This is a genomic window from Candidatus Symbiopectobacterium sp. NZEC151 (assembly GCF_025962655.1).
In the GTDB taxonomy this organism is placed as follows: domain Bacteria; phylum Pseudomonadota; class Gammaproteobacteria; order Enterobacterales; family Enterobacteriaceae; genus Symbiopectobacterium.
In genome coordinates, this window is the sequence record NZ_JAGFPE010000001.1 from 1528611 (window position 1) to 1550325 (window position 21715).

Annotated in this window: 27 protein-coding genes and 2 tRNA genes; 17 read left to right on the forward strand and 12 right to left on the reverse strand. The window is 49.7% G+C overall.

Translation table 11 applies throughout. The annotated features are described in order from the left end of the window. Positions 1-153 precede the first annotated feature (153 nt). The gene (locus J5067_RS06800) at positions 154-495 is read right to left on the reverse strand and encodes a hypothetical protein (RefSeq protein ID WP_264650736.1); all 342 of its coding nucleotides are present in this window, start codon (positions 493-495) and stop codon (positions 154-156) included. Positions 496-575: 80 nt separating this feature from the next. Next, positions 576-857: an Arc family DNA-binding protein gene (locus tag J5067_RS06805; RefSeq protein ID WP_264643088.1), complete on the reverse strand. Its 282-nt coding sequence runs from the start codon at positions 855-857 to the stop codon at positions 576-578. Positions 858-1227: 370 nt separating this feature from the next. Between J5067_RS06805 and J5067_RS06810 the strand changes: the two genes are divergently transcribed. Beyond that, positions 1228-1413, forward strand: a complete 186-nt coding sequence (locus tag J5067_RS06810) for a GhoT/OrtT family toxin (RefSeq protein ID WP_264643089.1) — start codon at positions 1228-1230, stop codon at positions 1411-1413. Between the two features lie 40 nt (positions 1414-1453). Here the strand turns inward: J5067_RS06810 and J5067_RS06815 are convergent, their stop codons facing one another. Next, complete coding sequence (locus J5067_RS06815; protein ID WP_264650737.1) at positions 1454-1882, reverse strand: universal stress protein; 429 nt, start codon at positions 1880-1882, stop codon at positions 1454-1456. A gap of 96 nt (positions 1883-1978) precedes the next feature. Between J5067_RS06815 and J5067_RS06820 the strand changes: the two genes are divergently transcribed. After that, complete coding sequence (locus J5067_RS06820; protein ID WP_264650738.1) at positions 1979-2347, forward strand: DUF4186 domain-containing protein; 369 nt, start codon at positions 1979-1981, stop codon at positions 2345-2347. A gap of 70 nt (positions 2348-2417) precedes the next feature. Here the strand turns inward: J5067_RS06820 and J5067_RS06825 are convergent, their stop codons facing one another. Then, positions 2418-2840, reverse strand: a complete 423-nt coding sequence (locus J5067_RS06825; protein ID WP_264650739.1) for an NUDIX hydrolase — start codon at positions 2838-2840, stop codon at positions 2418-2420. A 246-nt stretch (positions 2841-3086) separates the two neighbouring features. Here J5067_RS06825 and mgtS point away from each other — a divergent pair, with 246 nt between their 5' ends. Continuing rightward, positions 3087-3182 carry a protein MgtS gene (mgtS, locus tag J5067_RS06830; protein WP_195312406.1) on the forward strand — a complete coding sequence of 32 codons (96 nt, stop codon included), beginning with the start codon at positions 3087-3089 and terminating at the stop codon, positions 3180-3182. A gap of 249 nt (positions 3183-3431) precedes the next feature. Further along, on the forward strand, positions 3432-3806 hold the full coding sequence (locus tag J5067_RS06835; RefSeq protein WP_264650740.1) for a hypothetical protein: 375 nt from the start codon (positions 3432-3434) through the stop codon (positions 3804-3806). A 115-nt stretch (positions 3807-3921) separates the two neighbouring features. Here J5067_RS06835 and J5067_RS06840 read toward each other — a convergent pair whose 3' ends face one another. Together J5067_RS06840 and J5067_RS06845 are read right to left on the reverse strand one after the other, a co-directional pair. Next, entirely contained in the window at positions 3922-4320 is a 399-nt protein-coding gene (locus tag J5067_RS06840; protein WP_264629366.1) for a hypothetical protein, read from the reverse strand. A gap of 313 nt (positions 4321-4633) precedes the next feature. Continuing rightward, positions 4634-4721, reverse strand: a tRNA-Ser gene (locus tag J5067_RS06845). Positions 4722-4949: 228 nt separating this feature from the next. On the opposite strand from J5067_RS06845, the gene yccA reads away from it, so the two are divergent. After that, positions 4950-5609, forward strand: coding sequence for an FtsH protease modulator YccA (gene yccA, locus J5067_RS06850; protein ID WP_264643095.1), 660 nt, complete (start codon positions 4950-4952; stop codon positions 5607-5609). A 154-nt stretch (positions 5610-5763) separates the two neighbouring features. Beyond that, entirely contained in the window at positions 5764-6093 is a 330-nt protein-coding gene (tusE, locus tag J5067_RS06855) for a sulfurtransferase TusE (protein ID WP_264643096.1), read from the forward strand. Between the two features lie 7 nt (positions 6094-6100). On the opposite strand, the gene yccX is transcribed toward tusE, so the two are convergent. Continuing rightward, positions 6101-6379 carry an acylphosphatase gene (gene yccX, locus J5067_RS06860; RefSeq protein WP_264650741.1) on the reverse strand — a complete coding sequence of 93 codons (279 nt, stop codon included), beginning with the start codon at positions 6377-6379 and terminating at the stop codon, positions 6101-6103. 201 nt (positions 6380-6580) lie between these two features. Here yccX and hspQ point away from each other — a divergent pair, with 201 nt between their 5' ends. After that, entirely contained in the window at positions 6581-6889 is a 309-nt protein-coding gene (gene hspQ, locus J5067_RS06865) for a heat shock protein HspQ (RefSeq protein ID WP_264643098.1), read from the forward strand. Positions 6890-6925: 36 nt separating this feature from the next. On the opposite strand, the gene J5067_RS06870 is transcribed toward hspQ, so the two are convergent. Continuing rightward, positions 6926-7339 carry a CoA-binding protein gene (locus tag J5067_RS06870; protein ID WP_264628471.1) on the reverse strand — a complete coding sequence of 138 codons (414 nt, stop codon included), beginning with the start codon at positions 7337-7339 and terminating at the stop codon, positions 6926-6928. Between the two features lie 207 nt (positions 7340-7546). Here J5067_RS06870 and J5067_RS06875 point away from each other — a divergent pair, with 207 nt between their 5' ends. Both J5067_RS06875 and J5067_RS06880 read left to right on the forward strand, forming a co-directional pair. Continuing rightward, positions 7547-8197 carry a DUF2057 family protein gene (locus tag J5067_RS06875; protein WP_264650742.1) on the forward strand — a complete coding sequence of 217 codons (651 nt, stop codon included), beginning with the start codon at positions 7547-7549 and terminating at the stop codon, positions 8195-8197. A gap of 142 nt (positions 8198-8339) precedes the next feature. Next, complete coding sequence (locus J5067_RS06880; protein WP_264627459.1) at positions 8340-8798, forward strand: methylglyoxal synthase; 459 nt, start codon at positions 8340-8342, stop codon at positions 8796-8798. A 42-nt stretch (positions 8799-8840) separates the two neighbouring features. Here the strand turns inward: J5067_RS06880 and helD are convergent, their stop codons facing one another. Continuing rightward, positions 8841-10895 carry a DNA helicase IV gene (gene helD, locus J5067_RS06885; RefSeq protein WP_264650743.1) on the reverse strand — a complete coding sequence of 685 codons (2055 nt, stop codon included), beginning with the start codon at positions 10893-10895 and terminating at the stop codon, positions 8841-8843. A gap of 225 nt (positions 10896-11120) precedes the next feature. On the opposite strand from helD, the gene J5067_RS06890 reads away from it, so the two are divergent. Then, positions 11121-11567: a YccF domain-containing protein gene (locus J5067_RS06890; RefSeq protein WP_264643102.1), complete on the forward strand. Its 447-nt coding sequence runs from the start codon at positions 11121-11123 to the stop codon at positions 11565-11567. Between the two features lie 20 nt (positions 11568-11587). Next, positions 11588-13717 carry a YccS family putative transporter gene (gene yccS / locus J5067_RS06895; protein WP_264643103.1) on the forward strand — a complete coding sequence of 710 codons (2130 nt, stop codon included), beginning with the start codon at positions 11588-11590 and terminating at the stop codon, positions 13715-13717. A 98-nt stretch (positions 13718-13815) separates the two neighbouring features. On the opposite strand, the gene J5067_RS06900 is transcribed toward yccS, so the two are convergent. After that, positions 13816-14433, reverse strand: a complete 618-nt coding sequence (locus tag J5067_RS06900; RefSeq protein ID WP_264643104.1) for a TfoX/Sxy family DNA transformation protein — start codon at positions 14431-14433, stop codon at positions 13816-13818. A gap of 221 nt (positions 14434-14654) precedes the next feature. Here J5067_RS06900 and sulA point away from each other — a divergent pair, with 221 nt between their 5' ends. After that, complete coding sequence (gene sulA, locus J5067_RS06905; protein WP_264643105.1) at positions 14655-15164, forward strand: SOS-induced cell division inhibitor SulA; 510 nt, start codon at positions 14655-14657, stop codon at positions 15162-15164. Between the two features lie 359 nt (positions 15165-15523). After that, positions 15524-16612: a porin OmpA gene (gene ompA, locus J5067_RS06910; protein ID WP_264650744.1), complete on the forward strand. Its 1089-nt coding sequence runs from the start codon at positions 15524-15526 to the stop codon at positions 16610-16612. 91 nt (positions 16613-16703) lie between these two features. Here the strand turns inward: ompA and matP are convergent, their stop codons facing one another. Further along, positions 16704-17177 (reverse strand): macrodomain Ter protein MatP, encoded by a 474-nt coding sequence (gene matP / locus J5067_RS06915; RefSeq protein WP_264643107.1) that lies wholly within the window; start codon positions 17175-17177, stop codon positions 16704-16706. Between the two features lie 213 nt (positions 17178-17390). Between matP and J5067_RS06920 the strand changes: the two genes are divergently transcribed. Both J5067_RS06920 and fabA read left to right on the forward strand, forming a co-directional pair. Further along, the gene (locus J5067_RS06920; RefSeq protein ID WP_319802383.1) at positions 17391-19118 is read left to right on the forward strand and encodes a Lon protease family protein; all 1728 of its coding nucleotides are present in this window, start codon (positions 17391-17393) and stop codon (positions 19116-19118) included. A 90-nt stretch (positions 19119-19208) separates the two neighbouring features. Next, a complete protein-coding gene (gene fabA, locus J5067_RS06925) occupies positions 19209-19727 on the forward strand; it encodes a bifunctional 3-hydroxydecanoyl-ACP dehydratase/trans-2-decenoyl-ACP isomerase (protein ID WP_264643108.1) in 519 nt (172 codons plus the stop codon). A 48-nt stretch (positions 19728-19775) separates the two neighbouring features. On the opposite strand, the gene J5067_RS06930 is transcribed toward fabA, so the two are convergent. Then, positions 19776-20441 carry a tellurite resistance TerB family protein gene (locus tag J5067_RS06930; protein ID WP_264628684.1) on the reverse strand — a complete coding sequence of 222 codons (666 nt, stop codon included), beginning with the start codon at positions 20439-20441 and terminating at the stop codon, positions 19776-19778. A 266-nt stretch (positions 20442-20707) separates the two neighbouring features. On the opposite strand from J5067_RS06930, the gene J5067_RS06935 reads away from it, so the two are divergent. After that, positions 20708-21346, forward strand: a complete 639-nt coding sequence (locus J5067_RS06935; protein WP_264643110.1) for an RpiB/LacA/LacB family sugar-phosphate isomerase — start codon at positions 20708-20710, stop codon at positions 21344-21346. A gap of 242 nt (positions 21347-21588) precedes the next feature. Continuing rightward, positions 21589-21678, forward strand: a tRNA-Ser gene (locus tag J5067_RS06940). The last annotated feature ends 37 nt before the right edge of the window (positions 21679-21715 follow it).

Sequence of the window (21715 nt, forward strand, 5' to 3'; positions counted from 1 at the left end):
AACATTTTTGAGTAAATAACCGGGGAGGCTTCCCCATAGCAAACAGGATAATCAGAAAACCGATAGACGTTAATGCGCACATTGCTCCCTTGCCTTTAAGCAGGGGAGCAATATTATTGATATGTTAATCACAGCCATCTTAAAATATCGACGTCATTGCAGAACAGCAGTTTTGTGCATTTCATTAAAATGTAATTCGCACTCTACTCTGGCATTAGGGAGATAATTTGATTTTAATAATTTAAAAGGAACGGTTATTTCCCAATCTGGTATTTTTTCACCCTGATCAACACGGATATCCGATAAATAAATAACAGCGAAATAGCCTCCGCGGCGCTCATTTTTGAAAATCTCATAACGATAAAACAGATTGTCATCCTGATGCTGAAAAATGAGTGTTTCTTTTAATATACCCAGTAACATCTTCTCCCCTCCCAGTGCCTGAACTTTTTTCATTTCATCGGCAAGGGCAGGAAAAACCTTAAAACAAGGCATCAAAAATACGACACCGATCGCTATAGAAAAAAGAAAACCTCACCGTCATCAGCAATACGGTGAGGTTTCATTTGGCAACATCACTTTTTCTTGGAGGCGCCTTTGCTTTTATCTTTAATCAACTGTCTGATTTTTTTCAATTCTTTTTGGCTTAATGGTTGCTCAACAACCTCTTCGGTATGCTGGTTATCCACATCCGCCTGTTCAGCGTCAACACTATCCTTAGCGACGATATCAAAACTCTTCGCCAAACGCGCTGCTACTTCTGCGCTAATCGAAACCTCATTTTCCAAGGCAGCCGCTTTGATTTGCTCTTTCAACTCTTGGGGGATCTTTAAGGATAAACTGGATATCTCACTCATTTTCTTACCTTTCTTTAAGAGATAAAAGGACACGTTATGTTAGTCGTATGATAAAGTCTAGCATGACACAAAAATTTAATATTTCTGTCATGGAAAATACACCACGTTATGCAGTCTCAGTCACTTATCTATTTTGACACCGCAGCACGACTTTCATGATACACCGAGCAATCATGGCAGCATCGCAGCTCTGCGAGCTGAATTATGGCGAAAATAGATGACAATAATAATTATTGGTGAGTCAATTATTTTACTTACAATGGAGAGAAGGTAAATGACTTGCGATCGGTGCCACAACATCAGGCTTAACGCGTTGATCATAATATATTAACACATTAGAATAGCGCGCCGCCACGAAAAGGAACCTGCTGTGTCACACCACGCCGTCTGGGAATTTATCAAGCATGCCTACTTGTTGGGAGCCATCATTGCGATGGTGATAACCTTTTTGCTAAGCCGAGATAAATCCCTGTTGATGCGTTTTCTGGCCTCGCTACTGATCGGACTGACCTGGCCACTCAGCTTTCCCCTGGTATTACTGTTTTCACTGATGTAGCGGCGCGTCATGACTGACAACGCCGCACAACAGCAATACACTATCTCACGACCAGTACCGTCGTCGTTGCATGACGCACGATGGCCGCTGCGTTAGAGCCGAGCAGATAGGTTTTCACATTGGGTCTGCGTGAGCCGACCACGATCAAATCCGCACCAATCTCCTGCGCTAGTTGCAAGGTCTCGTCACGTGGGGAACCGAAGCTTACGCTATAGTGCAAACGCTCAGCCGGAAGGTCGGTCGTTGCCACCAGCGCTTTAAGCACCTCGTTTGCTTTGACTACGGCTTGATTCTCAAACTCTTTGATACCAAATGAGTAGGCAGACATGAAGGCCGAGGCATCGGGCAAGGCATGAAACAGGTGAAGTGTCGCACCCGACGCCTTTGCCAACTGCACCGCATGTTGCAAGGCATTTTGCGTTAATGCCTCTTCTTCCAGATCGATGGGGACCAGTATCGTCGTATACATAGCAGCTCCTTATTGCAGATTTCCGCTTAAGAAAAGCATATCCCACCCCCGTATGATGTAAAATAACGCTTTATAAATCTGTGAGGTAGGTATTCTATGGACGATCTTTTCTTGCGATTGTCTCGCTCTGCATTTCGACAACGTTTTACTCTCGGGCCGAAAGAGTGTAGCTATCTGAATCAAAAGGGCTTCGATGTCATCAAGCAACATGCTGCTGATTTCATTGCCCAACGTTTAGCGCCCGCCGAACCGCGCAACGATGGCAAACAAACCCCAATGCGTGGCCATCCGGTATTTATTGCACAGCATGCCACGGCAACCTGCTGCCGGGGATGTTTAGCAAAATGGCATGGCATTGCCGCCCACCGCGCGCTTAGCCAACATGAGCAAGACTATATCGTAGCCGTCGTGATGACATGGCTAGAACGGGAAATCGCCCAGCGAGGGCCGACGATACAGGGATAACAGAGGTGTACCGCCAAATGGCACAACGCGTGGCAACGATTTACCCCGTAGCAAGTCCCAGCAACGCGAGCTATAACATGGCCTTGATACCATCAGGAAACACGGTCAGCGCATCACTCAGTACGGCCGTCTGATCAATCCAACGCAGCACGAGCGGCATGCCATTAGACTCCATCCCGTGCACCACATCCTGCTGATAAAAGGCCTTATCGGCAAACTGGCCTTCATAAACAAAGACTATTTCGTGCCCCGGTTTTCCGTTATATTCGAAAATATTCTCGGATACGCCCAACAATGTCAAACCGATGGCATCAGCGCCAATCTCTTCTTTGACTTCACGTATGGCCGCCGCCACCGACGTCTCACCAAAATCAACGCCGCCACCGATGGGTAACAAATAATGTGAGTCCTTGACCGGATCGTGCCCTTCCGCTAACAGCACTCGCCCTTGGTGGCGAAAAAGGCAGACCGCTTTCGCTCTTATCTTACTCATAATTAATGCTTCCTTAAGAAAAAGGGCCGAGAAGATTACCTGAGGGAGTGAAAGCAAATTGAGATCGCGGTCAAAGAATGAGCCCACTATTTTTAATTTCGTGCATTCTCCTGTAACGCGGCAAAAAGTGGCGATTATTTAAAGCCCGTTTAGGGTCTATATCTTAGAATTGTCGTTGACATTTAGTCAGGCTGTATTTACCGCAGAGGATTATCTATCGAATTACTTAACCCAAGGAGTTTTACTATGTTGGCAAACGAAAATGTATTTATCAGCGTACTCGCTGTTATCGTGGCGGTAGGCTTTATTATCGCTTTCTTTAGCCCTAAATGGGATGACTGATGAACACTGATCCCCCCAATCGATGACTCCTCTCGTGCCATAATGGCGGAGAGGAGGCATGCTTTAATTAGCCACCTAACGATACCGATTGCTCGTCCCCCCTACTTAAACACCTCAACGTTTATCTCAATCCACCAAAACTGTGCGGCTATCCGGCAATTTAGCCACAATTATCGCCTCTACCCTCTGAATGGAATCCCTGAAAAAGTAGCATTATCGTATTCCTTCACTTTGTTCAGGAAAATACGAATGTCCATCATTGAAACATTGGCTACACGCACCTCTTTGACATCATCCGCATCACGCCTGGTTGCATCGCAAGGAAGTGCTTTCGATGTTGAGTTAAAAAAAGCGGTAGCTAAAGAACATCCCGCTCACCAAGAAAATGCTGTCAGTGCTCTACCAAAACAAGCCTCTCAACAGTCTGCTGCTGCACAGGAATTGCAAGAATGGCTTGAGATGTCTCCCGAGGAGCGACTCTTTTTCACGGTTCTGGCCTCAATGGGGATCTCCAAAGAAGAGTTTGAGGCCATGTCGCCCGAGGATCAGGATCGAATCACTCACAAGGTACAGGAAAGCATCAAAGAGAATATAAAGGAAGGTCTGCAAACGCAGATCGCCTGAATACGCTGGCGGCGTAAATATGGCCACCTGACAACAACACAGGTGGCATAATATCAACCGCTTTAAGCATGATATTCAGTCATCGTGCCCACCGGGTTCCATCGTCCAAATGATGCTAGCGGCAAAGTTCCTTGGAAAAATCAGCACTCCCTCTCCCACTGACACACCGCTGGCTGATATCTTTACTGTCTATTTTCCAGGTATCATCCACCTTTGATAACTGATAGATATAACGCATTGCCGCCACTGAATCATCAGTGGGAATATCTTCCTCGATAGTCACTGTTGCACGCTCGGGAGACTCAACGGAGTCACCGGATACCGTCTGCTTGATCAGTAACATAGAGGGAATTTCCTGAAACCCCTCCCCTCTGTCTTGCAAAGCGATAATTAGCGGCACTGATCGATCAGCCTGCACACTATTGTTGCTCTTGTCGACGTGTTCCGCCTGTTGCGCATCGCACCCTGATAACAGCCCCATCGTTAATACCGCTATCGTTTTAAATAATTGCATGACACCACCTAAATTTTTATGTGTATAACCGTTAATTCAAAATAAGCAGCGATCATGTCACAGGCAATATTTCGTTCTTTAGGAATATGATGAGTTTCTGTCAAAAAACGGAAGCTGTTTTGTTGTCATTTAGGTTTTGATAGCGGCTTGGCTATCTCCGCCGTCTGCATCAGGAGAGGGGAGAATCAGAGCGAGTAATGATAAAGCAGATAAAGTACCAACAAAAAAGTCCCTGTTAGGGGACTTTGATGCTGCATCTTATGCAAGATAAAACCGAAGACATGTTGATAACGCATCGATTCTATTGAATGAGTGGCGGAGGAGGTGAGATTCGAACTCACGGAGCTGTTACACTCGGCGGTTTTCAAGACCGCTGCCTTAAACCACTCGGCCACCCCTCCACAACGAAGCGAACTATAAACACAGCCCGACAGGTTGTAAAGCCTGATAATGTTCAACTGCGCTAAAAATAACCTATTTAGCGTCAACTGAACGTAATATCATCATAATGCTTATAAAATTAGCATCTCACAGCGTAAAGAAGGGTAAAACGTCTTTAATAACCCTGTGCAACTATCTATGCTGATATCCTGAGTCATAATAATCATTTAACAGAGAGAGTCGCTGCCATGGATCGTATTGTTGTCTCTTCCAGACAGGAAAGCTCACTGCTCAGCACGCACAAGGTGCTGCGTAACACGTATTTCCTTTTATCGCTTACGCTGGGTTTTTCCGCACTTACCGCAACCGTTAGCACCGCGCTAAACCTCCCTGCGCCTGGCTTGTTACTGATGCTGGTAGGGTTTTACGGACTGATGTTTTTGACTCACAAACTCGCTAACAGTCCCGCAGGCATTCTGGCGGCGTTTGCGCTCACCGGATTTATGGGGTACACGCTGGGCCCGATTCTAAGCTCACTGATTGCTGCGGGTGCCTCTGACATTATCATGCTCGCCTTGGGTGGCACGGCCTTGGTCTTTTTCTGCTGTTCTGCCTATGTGCTGACAACGCGCAAAGACATGTCATTCCTGTCCGGAATGATGATGGCAGGATTCGTTGTTCTGATCGTCGGTGTGATTGCCAATCTGTTCCTGCAACTCCCTGCGTTGCATCTTGCGCTGAGCGGCTTGTTCATTCTGTTCTCTGCCGGTGCCATTCTCTGGGAAACCAGCAACATCATTCACGGTGGTGAAACGAATTATATTCGCGCCACGGTTAGTCTGTACGTTTCCATTTATAACCTGTTCGTGAGCTTGTTGAGCATTTTAGGCATCATGCGCAACAACTAACCGGATTGAGGCTTATGCCGTTGTCATTCCACTGATGGAACAGGCCTGAGTTTGGCATCTTTGCCGCTCGGGCCTTTTTATTACCCCGACTACCCCATTCTTCCGACCAAATTTCTTTGCTACACTTCGCTTAAAACCGGGGTCACGAGGCACTATGTTGGAGTTTGAAGGGCGTTTTATAGAAACGGATGCACAAGGATACTTGCTTAACAGCGCTGATTGGCGTGAATCTCTCGCACCGCTGCTGGCAGAGCAGGAAGATATCGCGTTAACCGATGCGCATTGGGAAGTGGTGCGCTTTGTTCGCCACTTCTATCTGGAGTTCAATACCTCCCCGGCGATTCGTATGCTGGTAAAAGCGATGGCACAAAAGTACGGTGAAGAAAAAGGCAATAGCCGCTATCTGTATCGACTCTTTCCCAAAGGCCCAGCCAAGCAGGCAACCAAAATTGCAGGGTTACCCAAGCCGGTAAAATGTATCTGATGCTCGGCTAATAGCGGATTGAAAAACCAGTGTAATCCATCATCGCGCGGGGTTCGACAAGAACGAGCTCAACACGAGCACTGCGCGGCCCACCCGCTTTTAGCCAAGAGATAAGTTGTTCAACCTGATGCGGTTCACCACAGGCGACCACTTCCACACTGCCATCCTCACAATTTCTGGCATAACCTGTCAGACCCAGCTGTCGGGCCTGATGTTGTGTGTGATAACGAAAACCAACGCCTTGCACCACGCCATATACATAGGCTGTCACACCGTGTTCAGTCATCTAAACGCCTCCTCAATCATCAATCGGCAGGCACCTTTATTTCCTGCACAGTGATGCAATATGCATCATACTATTAACAGTAAAATAACCTCGTTCCAGTAGCAAATACGCTACGTCGACTTTCAACAGGCGACTTGAAATCTGGGCGTTCACTCCCATATAGCAGTAAGGTTACAGAGTCAGATCATCTCAGGAGGCATTATGATTATCTGTAAATTTGGTATTGGAGAACAGATTCGTCATAAAATGCTGGGATACCCTGGTGTCGTGATTGATATCGATCCCGAATATTCGCTGGTAAGCCCAGCGTGGGAGGAACTGGATGCCCACGATACGCTTCGTTCTGCACCTTGGTATCATGTCGTGATGGAAGATGAACAAGGGGAAGCCATTCATACTTATCTGGCAGAAGCCCAGTTAGTGCAAGAAGCGCCAGATGACGACAGGCATTCTTCTCTGGATGAGCTTGCCAAAGAGATTAAGCAGAGAGCGCCTCGCTTACATCATTAATACCGGCCGTGATGGCCGGTATTAGGTGCAGGCCTCTTACCTGGCAAGGCCCAAGCGCGGAATCTCAATTTTGGGGCAACGATCCATCACAACGTCAAGTCCGGCATCTTTTGCTAACACCGCTGCCTGCTCGTTAATGACACCAATCTGTAGCCACAGCACTTTTGCGCCAATGGCGATGGCTTCTTTAGCCACCTCGTAAGCCGCCTCTGGCTGGCGAAATACTTCTACCATATCCACCTTGCCGGGAATATCTGCAAGTGACGCATACACCCGTTGACCATGGAGTTCCTGCCCTGCCAATTTAGGGCTGACGGGGATCACGGTATATCCTTGCTCCAATAAATAAGCCATCACACCATAGCTGGGACGAGAGACTTTTTCACTGGCACCGACCAACGCAATCGTTTTTACCTTCTCCAACACCGATTTAATCTCTGCATCCTTCATTGTTGTTACCTCGTATCGCATGGGCTCTTTTACAGTGTACACCACCGCGCCGACTTATTTTTGTCTTACATTGACGACAGATCGGGCATTCAATCTGACATGCCTAAAAGGAGAACACCCGATAAAAAACTGTTAAAAAATGAAAACTTTGACACATTTAGCCAAATACTCAACAATGGCGCGATAAATGATGCCGGAGGAAAGCTGATGAAATTGTACCGTGTTTTAATGCTGCTTTTCTTCGTTACAAGCAGTATGGTCAGCGCGGCCACCACCCTAAAATTACATCAGGATATTGAACTGCTCGCCGTCGATGGGCAAAAAGTGTCCAGCTCGCTGTTGAAAGGTGCCGATAGCCTGGAACTGGACAACGGTCAGCACCAATTGCTGTTTCGGGTGGTAAAAATTATTTCCGTCTCAGGCAGCGAAAAACGCACCTATTCATCGCCGCTGTTGTTGGCCGCGTTCAATATGCGCAATCAGGACGTCATTACCATCCTGCTGCCTGCACTCGACACGCCCAAGGCACGGGAGCGTTTCGACCTCGACACTCACTATCAACTCGTGGATAACCACAATAACCCTATCAGCGCGCGAGTGGATAGGCTGGAACTGAGCAATGATGAACTTGCTCACCAGTTGGAGTCCATTCTGGCGCAGTACAATGCCGCCAATAAAACTGCATCCGTAACCGCATTTACCTCGCCCAAACAGAACGCTAAAACCTGGCCCGACAATAATGCCGCCAATGCCCAGGACAGCATTGATCCCTTTCTTATTCTCAAATACTGGTTTCGGCAGGCAGATAAAGACACTCAGGATCGCTTTCTGAAATGGGCGAAGGAAAAAGACAAGTAATACAAACGCAGCGCTTTTTGATTATTTTAACCGCAGTTGCGCCAATGCGTCGGTGGTTAGTCGCATTTTTTTCATCTATATCTTTTCAGCGAAATAGCGTTCTCGTAATCTGTGTTTATTATTCTGCTGAAAGGACGTAAACATGGAACTCACCACCCGTACTATCCCTGAACATAAGCACATTGCTTTAGTGGCACACGACCACTGTAAGCAGGCTCTGCTGGATTGGGTGAGTACACACAAGAACACGCTGTCCGAACACCACCTTTACGCGACAGGCACTACGGGAAATCTGATCCAACGCACCACCGCGCTCCCGGTCAAGAGCATGCTAAGCGGCCCGATGGGGGGAGACCAGCAGGTCGGTGCCTTGATTTCGGAAGGAAAAATCGATCTGATGATCTTCTTTTGGGACCCACTGAATGCGGTTCCACACGATCCTGACGTCAAGGCCCTGCTGCGCTTGGCAACCGTTTGGAATATTCCGGTCGCAACCAACCGTTCCACCGCCGACTTTTTGGTTAACTCCGCCCTTTTTAAACAGCCCGTTGAGATCGCCATTCCAGATTACCAACGCTATCTGAATGAGCGTCTGAAGTAACGCGGCGCGTTCAGCGCTACCCGGTTGTTGGTAGCGCTGTTGTTAAGGTTTTCTCTGTAGCGGCACACCGACACGCTGTAATTGCTCAACAAAGACTGACGGTGCGTCTCGATCGTAGAGTAACCAGACCCGGTGTTTCGCTCGGGTTAGCGCTACATACAGCAAACGACGTTCTTCCGCATCAGCAAAAGGTTCCGGCTGGGGCAGCAAGACCTGCTCCAGCAAACTTTCGCGAGACAAGGCTGGGAAACCCTCTTTGCCATCATTCAATCCCACAATCACCACATAGTCAGCCTGTTGCCCCTTGCTGGCATGGATAGTCATAAAATCAATAGCCAGGTTTGGCCACCTCACACTCGCTTTATCCAGCATCGCAGGCCGCAAATGGTGATAGCGCGCCAGCACCAGAATATGCTCATCAGGCGTGACGTAACTGCTGAGCTTATCAAACAGCGCTTCCAACTGTGTTTCAGGCAGCAACATGACCGCTTTTTTGTCGCCAGCGCGCAGGCTGTTGAGCGGTTTCTTTAATTGATGCGGATTTTGCTGCACAAAGGTATTAGCAATCTCGCCAATGCGGTCGTTAAAGCGATAGGTGGTATCCAGCGCACAGCGTTCACCACGCCCAAAGTGATGCTCAAACGCGGTGGTCAGCGTCAGTTCCGCGCCACTGAAACGGTAAATCGCCTGCCAGTCATCGCCGACAGCAAAAAGGCAGGTACGCAGATTTTGCCTACGCAGCGCGGCCAACAGTTGCGCACGCTGGGGCGAGATATCCTGAAACTCATCGACCAGAATATGCTTCCAGGAGCTGATAAAGCGCCCTTTATCCAGCAGATTTACCGCCTGGTGGATCAGGCCGGAGAAGTCCACTGCGCCTTCTTCTTTCAATGCCGCTTTCCATGCTTTAAGCAAAGGCGCCATCAAGCGTAAACCACGCTGCAATCGCGGGCGTTGCTCATCATCGGCCAGCGCCAGCATGTCACTTTGACTACCGCCCTGCATGCGCATAAGTCCGAGCCAGCGATCCAGACGACCACTGAGGCGCGCGGCCAGACGCGTATCCAGCCAGAACTCGCCGTCAGGCACGTTCCACGCCATCTCTTCGCTCAGCCACTCCCGCCATCCTTTGGCCTGCGCTTTCTTCTCCGCGCACTGCTGCTGCCAGGTTTTAATCAGCAGCTCATGTCGCTGCGCGCCATCGCTTTCCAAACGGCTGATAGCCGGCGCTTTCCGCGTAGCATGTTGAATAATATGCAGAGCCAGTGCATGGAAGGTTTTGGCCTGCACCGCATCCGTGTGCAAGCGCTCTTGAATCCGTTGGTTCATCTCCTGCGCGGCTTTACGGCCAAAAGCAAGTAACAGGATTTGTTCCGGCATCGCTTCGTTTCGGTGCAACAACCAGGCGGCACGAGCCACCAGCACGGATGTTTTTCCACTGCCCGCACCGGCCAGCACCAATACGGAATCTTCACCATTGATTACGGCGCGACACTGCGAAACATTCAGCGGGGTGGTTTCAACGCCGTCAAAAAATGCCTGCTCTGAGGAGAGCGTTTTTTCCATCCAGGCCTGGTTACAGGCTGTTCGGCACGATTCACCCTCAGCGAGCCACTGCTGACAAAGGGTGTAGCTGTCACAGCAGTTGACAAACTCCGTCAGTCTCGCGGCAGGCAGCGGCAAGGATGCCAGCGTTGCGCGAATAGCCGTCTGCAATTCAGCCAACGCATGGCGTGAAACCCACCCATGGTGGTTCGTCATTTGCTCGATGTCGGTGACCTGGCGCTGCAACGCGTCGGCACACACCGCGCTCATGTCGTCACTCCACTGACGCCACATTTTCATCAGGTAGCGGTAGAACTGCTGGGTTTCCTGCCATTCGGTGCCATGCAGCCGCACAACCTGGTTGTCCGGCAGCACAAATTCCAACTCCCCCCATACCAAACCACGCTTGCATTGAATATCAAGCAGTTGGTTAAAGGGAATGACATACTCGTGTTTCTCACCGCTCACCTGAACGCCCGCATTGAGCAGCTTCACCCGATTGTAGGGGTGTTGCGCCAGATGTTTGCCTAAAGAGGTTGCTTTTAGTTCCATTTTCGTTACGCCATGAAAAAAACGGCTTTTCGGTAGTTTACCTGCGACACAGACCCCTTCTCCAGTGTTAAAACACGTTAAGATATCCCTGCGCTTGATGTAGTATTCGTTCTGATGACATCATACGCGATGTGTGCTGAAGCAACGCCATGAGATGTCTGTATTTTGTAATGATAGATACCCTATTTGCGATACCTTCGCTACGCCTGACATCATGGAGCAACAATGCGAGCCGTGTTGAACATTCTTAATTTTGTGCTGGGCGGATTTTTCACTACGCTGGCATGGTTTATTGCAACGCTAATCAGCATCGTTCTGATTTTCACATTGCCACTGACCCGATCATGCTGGGAAATCACCAAGCTATCGCTGTTCCCTTACGGCAATGAGGCCGTTCACATCGATGAGGTAGAACCTGAGCGTAAAAATGCCGTATTGAGCGCGGGCGGGACAGTTCTCAACGTCTTCTGGTTTATTCTTTTCGGATGGTGGCTGTGTATATCGCACATTGTCAGCGGTATTGCGCAATGCCTCACGATCATCGGTATTCCTGTCGGGATAGCCAACTTCAAACTGGCGGTCATCGCGCTGTGGCCTGTAGGCCGTCGCGTGGTTTCTATTGAAGAAGCACAGGCGATACGCGAAAGAAACGCACGCCGTCGCTATCGCTAACCGTCGGTAAGGAACAGGCGTTGTTGACTTTCATCTCAGGATTTCGGCGTTACCTATACAACAGCGGTTGGTTATACAACGCGCGTATCTTTATTGCCTTAGCTGGCGCTGCGTTGCTGCCCTGGTGGATGGACCAACCCACCACCACCATTCCGTTAACGCTTGGGGTGGTTGCCGCTGCGCTGACCGACCTCGACGATCGGCTAACCGGCAGATTGCGCAATCTGTTTATTACGCTGCTCTGTTTCTTTATCGCGTCGGTATCGATAGAACTGCTTTTTCCTTACCCGTGGTTATTTGGCGTCGGACTGGCCTTTTCTACTGTAGGTTTTATTCTGCTTGGTGCATTGGGTCAACGCTACGCCACTATTGCTTTCGGCGCGCTGCTGATTGCCATTTACACCATGCTTGGCGTGTCCCTGTATGACAATTGGTATCAACAACCGCTTTTACTGCTCGCAGGTGCCTTGTGGTACAACCTGCTGACGTTGATGGGGCATGTTATCTTCCCCATTCGTCCCTTGCAGGACAGTCTGGCGAGGTGCTTTGAGCAACTTTCCCACTATCTGGATGCCAAAGCGGCACTGTTTGATCCCGATATTGATGATTCGACAGATAACCCCTTGATCGATGTGGCGCTGGTCAACAGCGATGTGGTGGCAACCCTCAATCAGGCTAAAGCCTCTTTGTTAACCCGGTTGCGCGGGGATCGCGGCCAGCGCGGAACCCGCCGAACGCTGCACTATTATTTTGCTGCACAAGATATTCACGAACGCGCCAGTTCCTCGCACGTGCAGTACGCACAGTTACGTGAAACCTTTCGCCACAGCGATATTCTATTTCGGTTTCAACGGTTACTAACGATGCAGGCACGCGCCTGTCGCCAATTGGCGCAATCCATTCTGTTGCAGCAAAAATATCAGCACGATGGCCGTATCGAGCGGGCGTTTGTTTATCTGGATGCCGCACTTCATGCTTTTTTTACGCAAGATGGCGCAAATACAGCCCAAGGAAAAGCATTACGTCATCTGCTGAATAACCTGCGCGCCATTGATGCTCAGTTAATGAATATCGAATCAGAGCAATGGCTGGAATCGCAGCAACAGATGGAAGAAAGTCTGGCGGATGATGGGCTGACCGGCTGGAGCGATATTCGACTGCGCATCGGTCGCCATCTTACCCCGCGCTCAGCACTGTTTCGCCACGCGATCCGTATGTCTGCCCTGCTGTGCGGGGGGTATGCGCTGATTCAATTGACACACATGCAGCACGGCTACTGGATTCTGCTCACCAGCCTGTTTGTGTGTCAGCCAAACTACAATGCAACGCGGCGACGTTTGGCACTGCGTATCATCGGGACGCTGGCGGGCATTCTGATTGGGATACCGGTACTCTATTTTGTCCCCTCTCTTGAAGGACAACTCACGTTGATTGTTATCAGCGGCGTGCTGTTCTTTGCCTTTCGCAACGTACAATATGCTCATGCCACCCTGTTTATTACCCTATTGGTGCTGCTCTGCTTTAACTTGCTGGGTGAGGGTTTCGAAGTGGCAGGGCCGCGCATTCTGGATACGCTGATTGGATGTGCCATTGCCTGGGCGGCTGTCAGTTTTATCTGGCCGGACTGGCGTTTTCGCGGTTTACCTGCGGTAATAGATAAAACCATCAACGCCAACTGCCGTTATCTGGATGCCATTCTTGAACAGTATCATCAAGGGAAAAGCAACAGCTTGCGTTATCGTATCGCGCGCCGCGATGCGCACAACGGCGACGCAGAGCTGGCCTCTGTCGTCGCTAATATGTCTTCTGAACCCCATGCCATCAGAAATACGCTCGATGATGCGTTTCGCTTTATGTGCCTCAACCATACGCTGTTAAGCTATATTTCAACGCTCGGTGCCCACCGAGAAAAGATGGTGATGCCGCAGACGCTGCAACTGTTGGATGATGCCATCTGCTACATTGATGCAGCCCTGCATCATCCTGACATTGACGTACAAGCGCAGCGAGAAGGATTATTGACGCGTCAGCAACAGGTACAACAGTTGGCACCCGATCCAGACAGCAAGGAACAACTGGTGTTGCAGCAAATCGGTCTGATCATCGATGTCTTGCCGGAACTGACCCAGTTGAAAGGGGCTATTCGGTAAAGTACGCACCGTCAAAATCGGTGCAGAGAAGACTCAAAAGCGTAAAAGCCATGTAGCGCGGCATCATTGCCTCTAAAGATACCGCGCGAGATGACGTTTCAGGTTTTAGGCAACGGCGCAGAATGGTGTTTATACCATTCAATCAGCTCGTTTCTTACCCCTTTAGGCAACGCGGCTTGGTGCGTTCTGCAAATCGCGCCCGCCAACGCCAGTAAAATATTCACACTGGCATGTTTACTGACAGCTTTTAACTTCAAGTAGCTCTCCTTTGCACCGTGTTGTTGCAGCTCGTCAGCATTTCTGATTCCCGCCTTCCATAGCATCCGCTCGAGATCGTGATTCAGATTGGGCAAATCTTTTAACCGTGTGCAATGCTCACGTTCCGATTTATCCTGCTCTGCGCCCTCAAGCGACATCTTGGCCAGTTGCAGCAGTTGAGTCGGATCCTCCCATAAGACCTCCCCCACCAAATAGTAACTCAACGGCACGGGCATGCCGCGTTTGGTATAAACCAGATGCGGCATATTCAGTGCAAGGAAATGTGGCTCACAACGCTTGCTCGCGCGTAAATAAAGCTCTCCGTTGGAGATAAGGCCAAAGATCGTTTTATTTGCTGCGATGCTATAACCGCCGAATTGAGAACGGGTGGTAATTTCTCCCAACGAGGAGAAAGAAACTTTTGATTGCAAAATCCTTTTTTTGCATAACTGATTCATACAACACCCTTTAGTATTGAAAATCAATCCTCTGTCTGTATATGTGTTCTTAACGTGTTAAAGTAATTAATCACAAGGTTGGTAAGGCTTCAAACACAAAATGTGATCTCCCCCCACCGCCATGCCAATTATGCGAAGCGCTTCCAAAAAAAGCAGGTTGATTTTCATCCATAGCCGATATACTGTATAGACATACAGTAACACTAAGGATGAAACCCATCATGCGTGCGCACTCTATTCGTTCAGAACGTCATCAGCCGGCCTCACTGCACAGCGCCCCGTTGCCACAGCACGCTGTTACAGGATACGGCAGCGGTATCATCAGCGAAATCGACTACAGCGTTGAGCACCCGATGACAACGCTCCTACTACTTCCACTTTTGCAACAATTAGCGGCGCAATCGCGCTGGCTGTTATGGCTGGCCCCACAACAAAAAATCAGCCGCCACTGGTTACAGCAATCGGGTTTGCCCCTTGATAAAGTGATCCAACCTTATCACCTCAACCCCAATGAAACCGTGGATGCAATGGAAAAAGCACTGCTAACGGGAAATTACAGCGTTGTTTTATGCTGGCTTGAGCATAATTTAACGGAAGAAGAGCGTATGCGTTTAAGGCAAGCGGCCCAAAAAGGAAACGCCTACGGATTTATCATGAGACCACAGTGCATAAGCGGAGAAGAGGATGGACTATTTTCTCGCCTAAAAATTCATTCGACGCTGTACCATTAAGTAAATTAAGAGTTTTCTCATCTGCGTATCGTCATCCTGGTTTGTTTGACGTAAAAATCACGGATATGCAGGTGTGATGCGTGTCAACCATTACGGATAAACGTTGCGATTCGCCAAAATAAACTATTATTTGTTAGGAAGTATGTATGAAACGCTGTTTTTTCTACAAGGCAGATCATATCGTACTTGTAACTTTCGTATCACGTTGTAGACTTTAACCCGCTGGAGTTGCTCTTTGCATAATGCCAGTTGTCTGGCAGCAAGCTATAAATAAAGAGCAGTGGCTTCAGTCAAGGATTTAACCAAAGGCCTATTGGCATTAATGCTGATTGCCGGTTTGGATGATAATGAGGCGTAAAATGAAAAAAACAGCTATCGCAATTGCAGTGGCACTGGCTGGCTTTGCTACAGTAGCACAAGCAGCCCCCAAAGAAGAAACCTGGTACGTTGGCGGCAAACTGGGTGTTTCCCAGTTCCACGACACCGGCTTCTACGGTAATGGTTTCGACGGTATCAACAACAACCCGATCAAAAGTAAACTGGGCGCAGGCGCATTCGTCGGCTATCAGGCAAACCAATATCTGGGCTTTGAATTAGGTTATGACTGGCTGGGCCGTTTGAAATATTCAGGCTCCCAGAACAGTGCAACTGACAGTGCCGCTTTCAAAGCTCAGGGCGTTCAGTTGGCCGCGAAATTAAGCTACCCGGTAATGCAAGATCTGGACGTCTATACTCGTCTGGGCGGCATGGTATGGCGTGTTGACGCAAACGGCAAAAATGGTGCTACTCAGTTGAGCGACAGCGACACTGGCGTATCCCCGCTGGCTGCTGTTGGTATCGAATATGCTTTCGATCGTGACTGGGCTGCGCGCGTTGACTACCAGTGGACCAACAACATTGGCGATGCTGGCACCGTTGGTGCACGTCCTGATAACCTGCTGATGAGCGTTGGCGTTTCTTACCGTTTCGGTCAGGGTGATGCTCCGGCACCGGTTGTTGCTGCTCCGGCACCTGTTGCTGCGCCAGCTCCGGTTGTTGAAACCAAGCGTTTCACACTGCGTTCTGACGTTCTGTTCAACTTCGGTAAAGACACGCTGAAACCAGAAGGTCGCCAGTCTCTGGACCAACTGTACAGCCAACTGAGCAACCTGGATCCTAAAGACGGTTCTGTTGTTGTTCTGGGCTTCACTGACCGCATCGGTTCTGTAGAAGCTAACCAGGCGCTGTCAGAGCGTCGTGCTCAGAACGTCGTGTCTTACCTGGTATCCAAGGGTATCCCGGCTAACAAGATCTCTGCTCGCGGTATGGGTAAATCCAACCCGGTTACCGGCTCTACCTGCGATAACACGAAACCGCGTGCAGCGCTGATTGACTGCCTGGCACCGGATCGTCGCGTTGAGATCGAAGTGAAAGGCATCAAAGACGTTGTTGCTCAGCCTCAGGCTTAAGTTATTCGTTTCTGAATAACCGGGTACTGATAAAAAACCTCGCGATTGCGAGGTTTTTTTTTACTTCCTTTTTAAACGGTTCTTTTTTTGATCAGCGCTTTTTTGTATCGCTGTCGTCTTGAGAAAGAATCGCTTTCAGATCCTGCTTTAGCAGTGACATTTGATTGGCATAGCGCTCTTTGGACTCAGCATCTTCTATCAGTTGCACTACGGTTTCTGACAGTGTCACATTGCGACGGGTTGCCAATGCCGCCAGCCGTTGCCAAACCAGATATTCAAGATCGATAGATTTTTTGCGCGTGAGTTGGCTTTCGGCATTGAAATGGCGCTTACGGCGTGCACGTATCGTTTGCTTAAGACGAGTCTCCAATCCAGGGTTCATGCACTGTTTAATCCAGGCAAGCACCAGCACCGGTTGGTTCGCCATTTTCAGCAACGCGTCTACCGCATCATCAGCTGCACTCTGCTCAATAAAACGCGTGATGGCTTCACCTTCCCGGTGTTTTTTCACCAGATATTTCCATTTCCAACCGCACTCAAGATTCTCTAACTGTTGATATTTCATGATAAATTCTTCAGTGACCGTGTAACGCTTACCTTAGCATAACAGTTTTTAGTCAACTTTCCTCTCAGGGCTCACGTTTTTGCCAACAACGTCAAGAGGTGGCGTCATCACACATCAATTATCTATTTCCTTAACGTTCCAACACTTCGTCTGTGCAGCAGGTATTATTCTTGTATAATCACGCTCTTCATTCAGACAACTACCTTTGATACTTTGACCAATAACCAACTTGCATGGCAGCATCTGCTGCCCGACCATACGCCTTACCAGTCTCTGTTCGATCGGGCAGACACGCTTGAATCGCTGGATTTTGCTGCGCTTCAGCCCCGGCTGGCAGATAGCCTGAAGGTATTTTGCCATCCTCACTCACCGTCTCCCTATATGTTGGTGAAGGCAGAAGAGACCCATGATTACCTCGCGCTCATTACCGGAGCGGTAAGGCATCTGTGCCCACCGATCGCGGCCCCGCGCGGCAGCCGTTATCGTATTGAGCACGATCGGATTGATATTCAACCGGCGCAGCAACTTGACGATAATTTCGCGGCCCAGCAGGCATGCGAGTTCAAGGCATGGATCGAAGCAGAACAGTTATTCGGCTGTGTCCGTTATTTTCAGGAACGCATTAGCCTGCAACCCGGATTATTACACCGTATCAATGGCGGGACGTTGATCCTGACTGCGCGAACCTTGTTAGCACAACCGCTACTGTGGTTACGCTTAAAGCAAATTATCGCAGAAGGCCAATACCATTGGCTTTCACCGGATGAAAGGCGTCCTTTGCCTCTCGCGATTCCGTCAATGCCGATGAATATTCGGCTGATGGTGGTCGGCGACCGCGAAAGCCTTGGCGATCTGCATGATATTGAACCCGACCTGCGTGACTTGGCCGTGTACGGTGAATTTGAATCCGAGTTGCCGCTGATTGACGAAGAGGATATGTCACGCTGGTGTGCATACATTAATGCGTTATGCACCGCCAATCATCTCCCCTTGCTCGCAGCGGATGCCTGGCCTTCACTGCTGCAATTAGCCGTGCGCTACAGCGGCGATCAGGGCAGCCTGCCGCTTTGTCCGCAGTGGCTTACGCATCAGCTCAAGCACATTGCCATTTACGCTCAGGAAGCGCATATCACTGCGCAAACCATCACGGATGCGATCGCAGCCCAACGCTGGCGAGAAGGCTATCTGGCCGAGCGTATGCATGACGAAATTGAGCTGGGACAGATAGTGATCGAAACCGAGGGCGAAGTCGTTGGCCAAATCAACGGGCTTTCGGTGCTTGAATACCCCGGCCATCCGGTGGCATTTGGTGAACCCACACGCATTAGCTGTGTTGTTCATCCTGGCGATGGCGAATTTACCGATGTCGATCGCAAAGCTGAACTGGCGGGTAATTTGCACGCCAAGGGCATGATGATCATGCAGGCATTTCTGATTTCCGAACTGGAGCTTGAGCAACAACTGCCCTTCTCCGCATCGCTGGTGTTTGAGCAGTCCTACAGTGAAGTCGATGGTGACAGTGCATCGCTGGCCGAGCTGTGCGCATTAATTAGCGCCTTGTCGCTGCAACCGATCAATCAGCAACTCGCCATTACCGGTTCGGTCGATCAGTTTGGTCGCGTGCAGCCCATTGGCGGCGTCAATGAGAAGATCGAAGGCTTCTTTGATATTTGTCAGCGGCGAGAACTCACCGGCAATCAGGGTGTCATTATTCCAGCGGCCAATCTTCGCCACTTGAGTCTGAATGCCGATGTGGTTGAGGCCGTTCGTGCCGGGCAATTCCATATCATTCCGGTGGAAACGGTGCCGGAAGCCGTCACGTTACTGACCAACATGCTCTATGACGATGAACAACAGCCAAATCTGTTGGGCTTGATTAAAGAGCGTATTGCGCAATTCTCACCGCCAGAGCGACGCCGCTTCCCGTGGTTTTTTCGGTGAGAAACTGGTTTAACCAGATGTTTCTGGGTTGCTCAGCTTACAGGTGTAAGCTAACCTGCGTGCTTCACTAGAATAAGGCTTACTGAGAATATGGTAGATAAACGCGAATCTTATACGAAAGAAGACCTTCTTGCCTCTAGCCGCGGTGAACTGTTCGGCCCTCAAGGCCCCCAGTTGCCTGCCCCGAACATGTTGATGATGGACCGTGTCGTCAAAATGACGGAAGACGGCGGTAATCATGGCAAAGGCTACGTTGAAGCCGAGTTGGATATTACGCCTGACCTGTGGTTCTTTGGTTGCCACTTTATCGGCGATCCGGTAATGCCTGGATGCCTGGGATTAGATGCCATGTGGCAGTTGGTCGGGTTCTATCTCGGCTGGCTGGGCGGTGAAGGTAAAGGCCGTGCGCTGGGCGTAGGTGAAGTGAAATTCACCGGTCAGGTATTGCCAACGGCTAAAAAAGTCACCTACCGTATTCACTTCAAGCGCGTTATCAATCGCCGTTTGGTGATGGGCATTGCCGATGGTGAAGTGTTGGTTGATGGAAAGCAGATCTACACGGCTGACGAATTAAAAGTGGGCCTGTTCAAAGATACCACCGCGTTCTAAGCGCAACATGTGGACGGTTTCCCGACCGTCCACGCTTTCCCCGCGCCGTTACAATACGGCTCGCTTGGTCTGCACTTCATTACCGATCGATTCACAGACGTCTGCCGGAATTTTCAGCTCCTGTGCGAGCGCACCGAGGTAGCTTTTTTCCATAAAGTGGTCGACATCAATCACCGCACAGCTTAAAAAGTAGACCTCCAACGCTTCATCCTCATTCTTGACGCCACGCGCTAGCAATGCGGGATCCAGCGGCTGGTCAATAGCCTCTTGTATCCAGGTTTCGGCTTCAGCTCCCAGTTGCAGCTCTTGAACGTTCTCTTTTATCCGTTGCTGCTCTGCCGAATCAATATGCCCGTCGCTCTTGGCCGCAAAGACCAATGCCATGATCAAACGACGGGCACGCACGTTATCGCTGGATGACTGAGCGCCGAAATCGGCATCCTCAACGTGGGTATCGCGTACACGCTTTTTGTATTGATTCCACAGCATGACGCCCGCAGCAGCGCTCCCGCCGATGATCAAGGCATTTTTACCCAGAGACCCCAGCATCTTTCTTGTGGATTTGTTCGCCAGCAACACCCCGGCCAACCCACCAAACGCCGCAGGTTTCAGCATATCGCCCAGGTTGCCGTTTTTAGTGCTGCTCGCTGCCGAACCCGCTTTTGCTCCCGCAGCTCCCAGGAGCGTTTGTATCTGCTGCATCCATTGGCTCATGGCCGTTTCCCCGTTGTTGATATCATTATCATCTGTGCTCGCCAGGCGAACATTACCTGTATCTATGCATAGTAGAGCCTGTTATGCCCGTTGTTTGTCAGGTAATGTATAACAATGAAAATGTGGCACAGGCCCGGTTTTGCCACAGCAAAGGCAATTCTACGTTGGGATGATTTGCGCTTTATTTTTGACAAGGTATACTGCACCCATCGAAATGAAATAGTGTTTTAGTATTTGTAGTTGTCCGTCACAATAAAGGAACGAACATGAAAATTGCATTGATTAACGAGAACAGCCAGGCTGCCAAGAACGCTATCATTGCCGAAGCGCTGACTAAAGCCGTTGCACCGCAAGGTCACACCGTATACAACTACGGTCAGTACGCCGTTGATGACGCAGCACAACTGACCTACATCCAGAACGGTATTCTGGCAGCTATCCTGCTGAACTCCGGTGCTGCTGATTTCGTGGTAACCGGTTGCGGCACTGGCCAGGGTGCGATGCTGGCCTGTAACTCTTTCCCGGGCGTGCTTTGTGGTCTGGTTGTTGACCCGTCCGATGCGTACCTGTTCTCCCAGATCAACAACGGTAACGCGGTTTCTCTGCCGTATGCCAAAGGCTTCGGCTGGGGCGCAGAGCTGAACCTGGAAAACCTGTTCACTCAGCTGTTCAAAGAAGAAGGTGGCCGTGGCTACCCGAGCGACCGTGTTGTTCCGCAACAGCGCAACAAGAAGATCCTGGACGCGGTAAAAGAAGTTACCTATAACGATCTGATCTCCATCCTGAAAAATCTGGATCAGGATCTGGTTAAAGGTGCTATTTCTGGTGCTAAATTCCAGGAATACTTCTTTGCTAACAGCAAAGATGCAGAACTGACCAGCTTTATCAAATCGCTGCTGGCATAATTCCCCTATAGGGAAAGCTGCCGTATCGATTAATCAGCCGCGGGTGGAAACACCTGCGGTTTTTTTATGCGCCAATGCTCGCTTGTTCGCGTGTCGCTCGTCGTGTTATCGCATTCAATTCCCTCCGTTTCACGTCAGGCGTTCACTGTGTAATCAGATGCGTGAAATCCATAAAATTCTGCTTGACCGAAGGCGGCCGACTCCCTATAGTAGCGCCCCGTTGCCCTTGAACGGCAACCCCCGGTGAGGTGTCTGAGTGGCTGAAGGAGCACGCCTGGAAAGTGTGTATACGCGAAAGCGTATCGAGGGTTCGAACCCCTCTCTCACCGCCATATAAAAGAACGCCCCTGAGTAATCAGGGGCGTTTTT

Excerpts from the sequence above, each read along its gene's own strand:
- J5067_RS06800 (WP_264650736.1), bottom strand. The coding sequence starts at position 495 with ATGCCTTGTTTTAAGGTTTTTCCTGCCCTTGCCGATGAAATGAAAAAA.
- J5067_RS06805 (WP_264643088.1), bottom strand. The coding sequence starts at position 857 with ATGAGTGAGATATCCAGTTTATCCTTAAAGATCCCCCAAGAGTTGAAA.
- J5067_RS06815 (WP_264650737.1), bottom strand. The coding sequence starts at position 1,882 with ATGTATACGACGATACTGGTCCCCATCGATCTGGAAGAAGAGGCATTA.
- J5067_RS06820 (WP_264650738.1), top strand. The coding sequence starts at position 1,979 with ATGGACGATCTTTTCTTGCGATTGTCTCGCTCTGCATTTCGACAACGT.
- J5067_RS06825 (WP_264650739.1), bottom strand. The coding sequence starts at position 2,840 with ATGAGTAAGATAAGAGCGAAAGCGGTCTGCCTTTTTCGCCACCAAGGG.
- mgtS (WP_195312406.1), top strand. The coding sequence starts at position 3,087 with ATGTTGGCAAACGAAAATGTATTTATCAGCGTACTCGCTGTTATCGTG.
- J5067_RS06835 (WP_264650740.1), top strand. The coding sequence starts at position 3,432 with ATGTCCATCATTGAAACATTGGCTACACGCACCTCTTTGACATCATCC.
- J5067_RS06840 (WP_264629366.1), bottom strand. The coding sequence starts at position 4,320 with ATGCAATTATTTAAAACGATAGCGGTATTAACGATGGGGCTGTTATCA.
- yccA (WP_264643095.1), top strand. The coding sequence starts at position 4,950 with ATGGATCGTATTGTTGTCTCTTCCAGACAGGAAAGCTCACTGCTCAGC.
- tusE (WP_264643096.1), top strand. The coding sequence starts at position 5,764 with ATGTTGGAGTTTGAAGGGCGTTTTATAGAAACGGATGCACAAGGATAC.
- yccX (WP_264650741.1), bottom strand. The coding sequence starts at position 6,379 with ATGACTGAACACGGTGTGACAGCCTATGTATATGGCGTGGTGCAAGGC.
- hspQ (WP_264643098.1), top strand. The coding sequence starts at position 6,581 with ATGATTATCTGTAAATTTGGTATTGGAGAACAGATTCGTCATAAAATG.
- J5067_RS06870 (WP_264628471.1), bottom strand. The coding sequence starts at position 7,339 with ATGAAGGATGCAGAGATTAAATCGGTGTTGGAGAAGGTAAAAACGATT.
- J5067_RS06875 (WP_264650742.1), top strand. The coding sequence starts at position 7,547 with ATGAAATTGTACCGTGTTTTAATGCTGCTTTTCTTCGTTACAAGCAGT.
- J5067_RS06880 (WP_264627459.1), top strand. The coding sequence starts at position 8,340 with ATGGAACTCACCACCCGTACTATCCCTGAACATAAGCACATTGCTTTA.
- helD (WP_264650743.1), bottom strand. The coding sequence starts at position 10,895 with ATGGAACTAAAAGCAACCTCTTTAGGCAAACATCTGGCGCAACACCCC.
- J5067_RS06890 (WP_264643102.1), top strand. The coding sequence starts at position 11,121 with ATGCGAGCCGTGTTGAACATTCTTAATTTTGTGCTGGGCGGATTTTTC.
- J5067_RS06900 (WP_264643104.1), bottom strand. The coding sequence starts at position 14,433 with ATGAATCAGTTATGCAAAAAAAGGATTTTGCAATCAAAAGTTTCTTTC.
- sulA (WP_264643105.1), top strand. The coding sequence starts at position 14,655 with ATGCGTGCGCACTCTATTCGTTCAGAACGTCATCAGCCGGCCTCACTG.
- ompA (WP_264650744.1), top strand. The coding sequence starts at position 15,524 with ATGAAAAAAACAGCTATCGCAATTGCAGTGGCACTGGCTGGCTTTGCT.
- matP (WP_264643107.1), bottom strand. The coding sequence starts at position 17,177 with ATGAAATATCAACAGTTAGAGAATCTTGAGTGCGGTTGGAAATGGAAA.
- fabA (WP_264643108.1), top strand. The coding sequence starts at position 19,209 with ATGGTAGATAAACGCGAATCTTATACGAAAGAAGACCTTCTTGCCTCT.
- J5067_RS06930 (WP_264628684.1), bottom strand. The coding sequence starts at position 20,441 with ATGAGCCAATGGATGCAGCAGATACAAACGCTCCTGGGAGCTGCGGGA.
- J5067_RS06935 (WP_264643110.1), top strand. The coding sequence starts at position 20,708 with ATGAAAATTGCATTGATTAACGAGAACAGCCAGGCTGCCAAGAACGCT.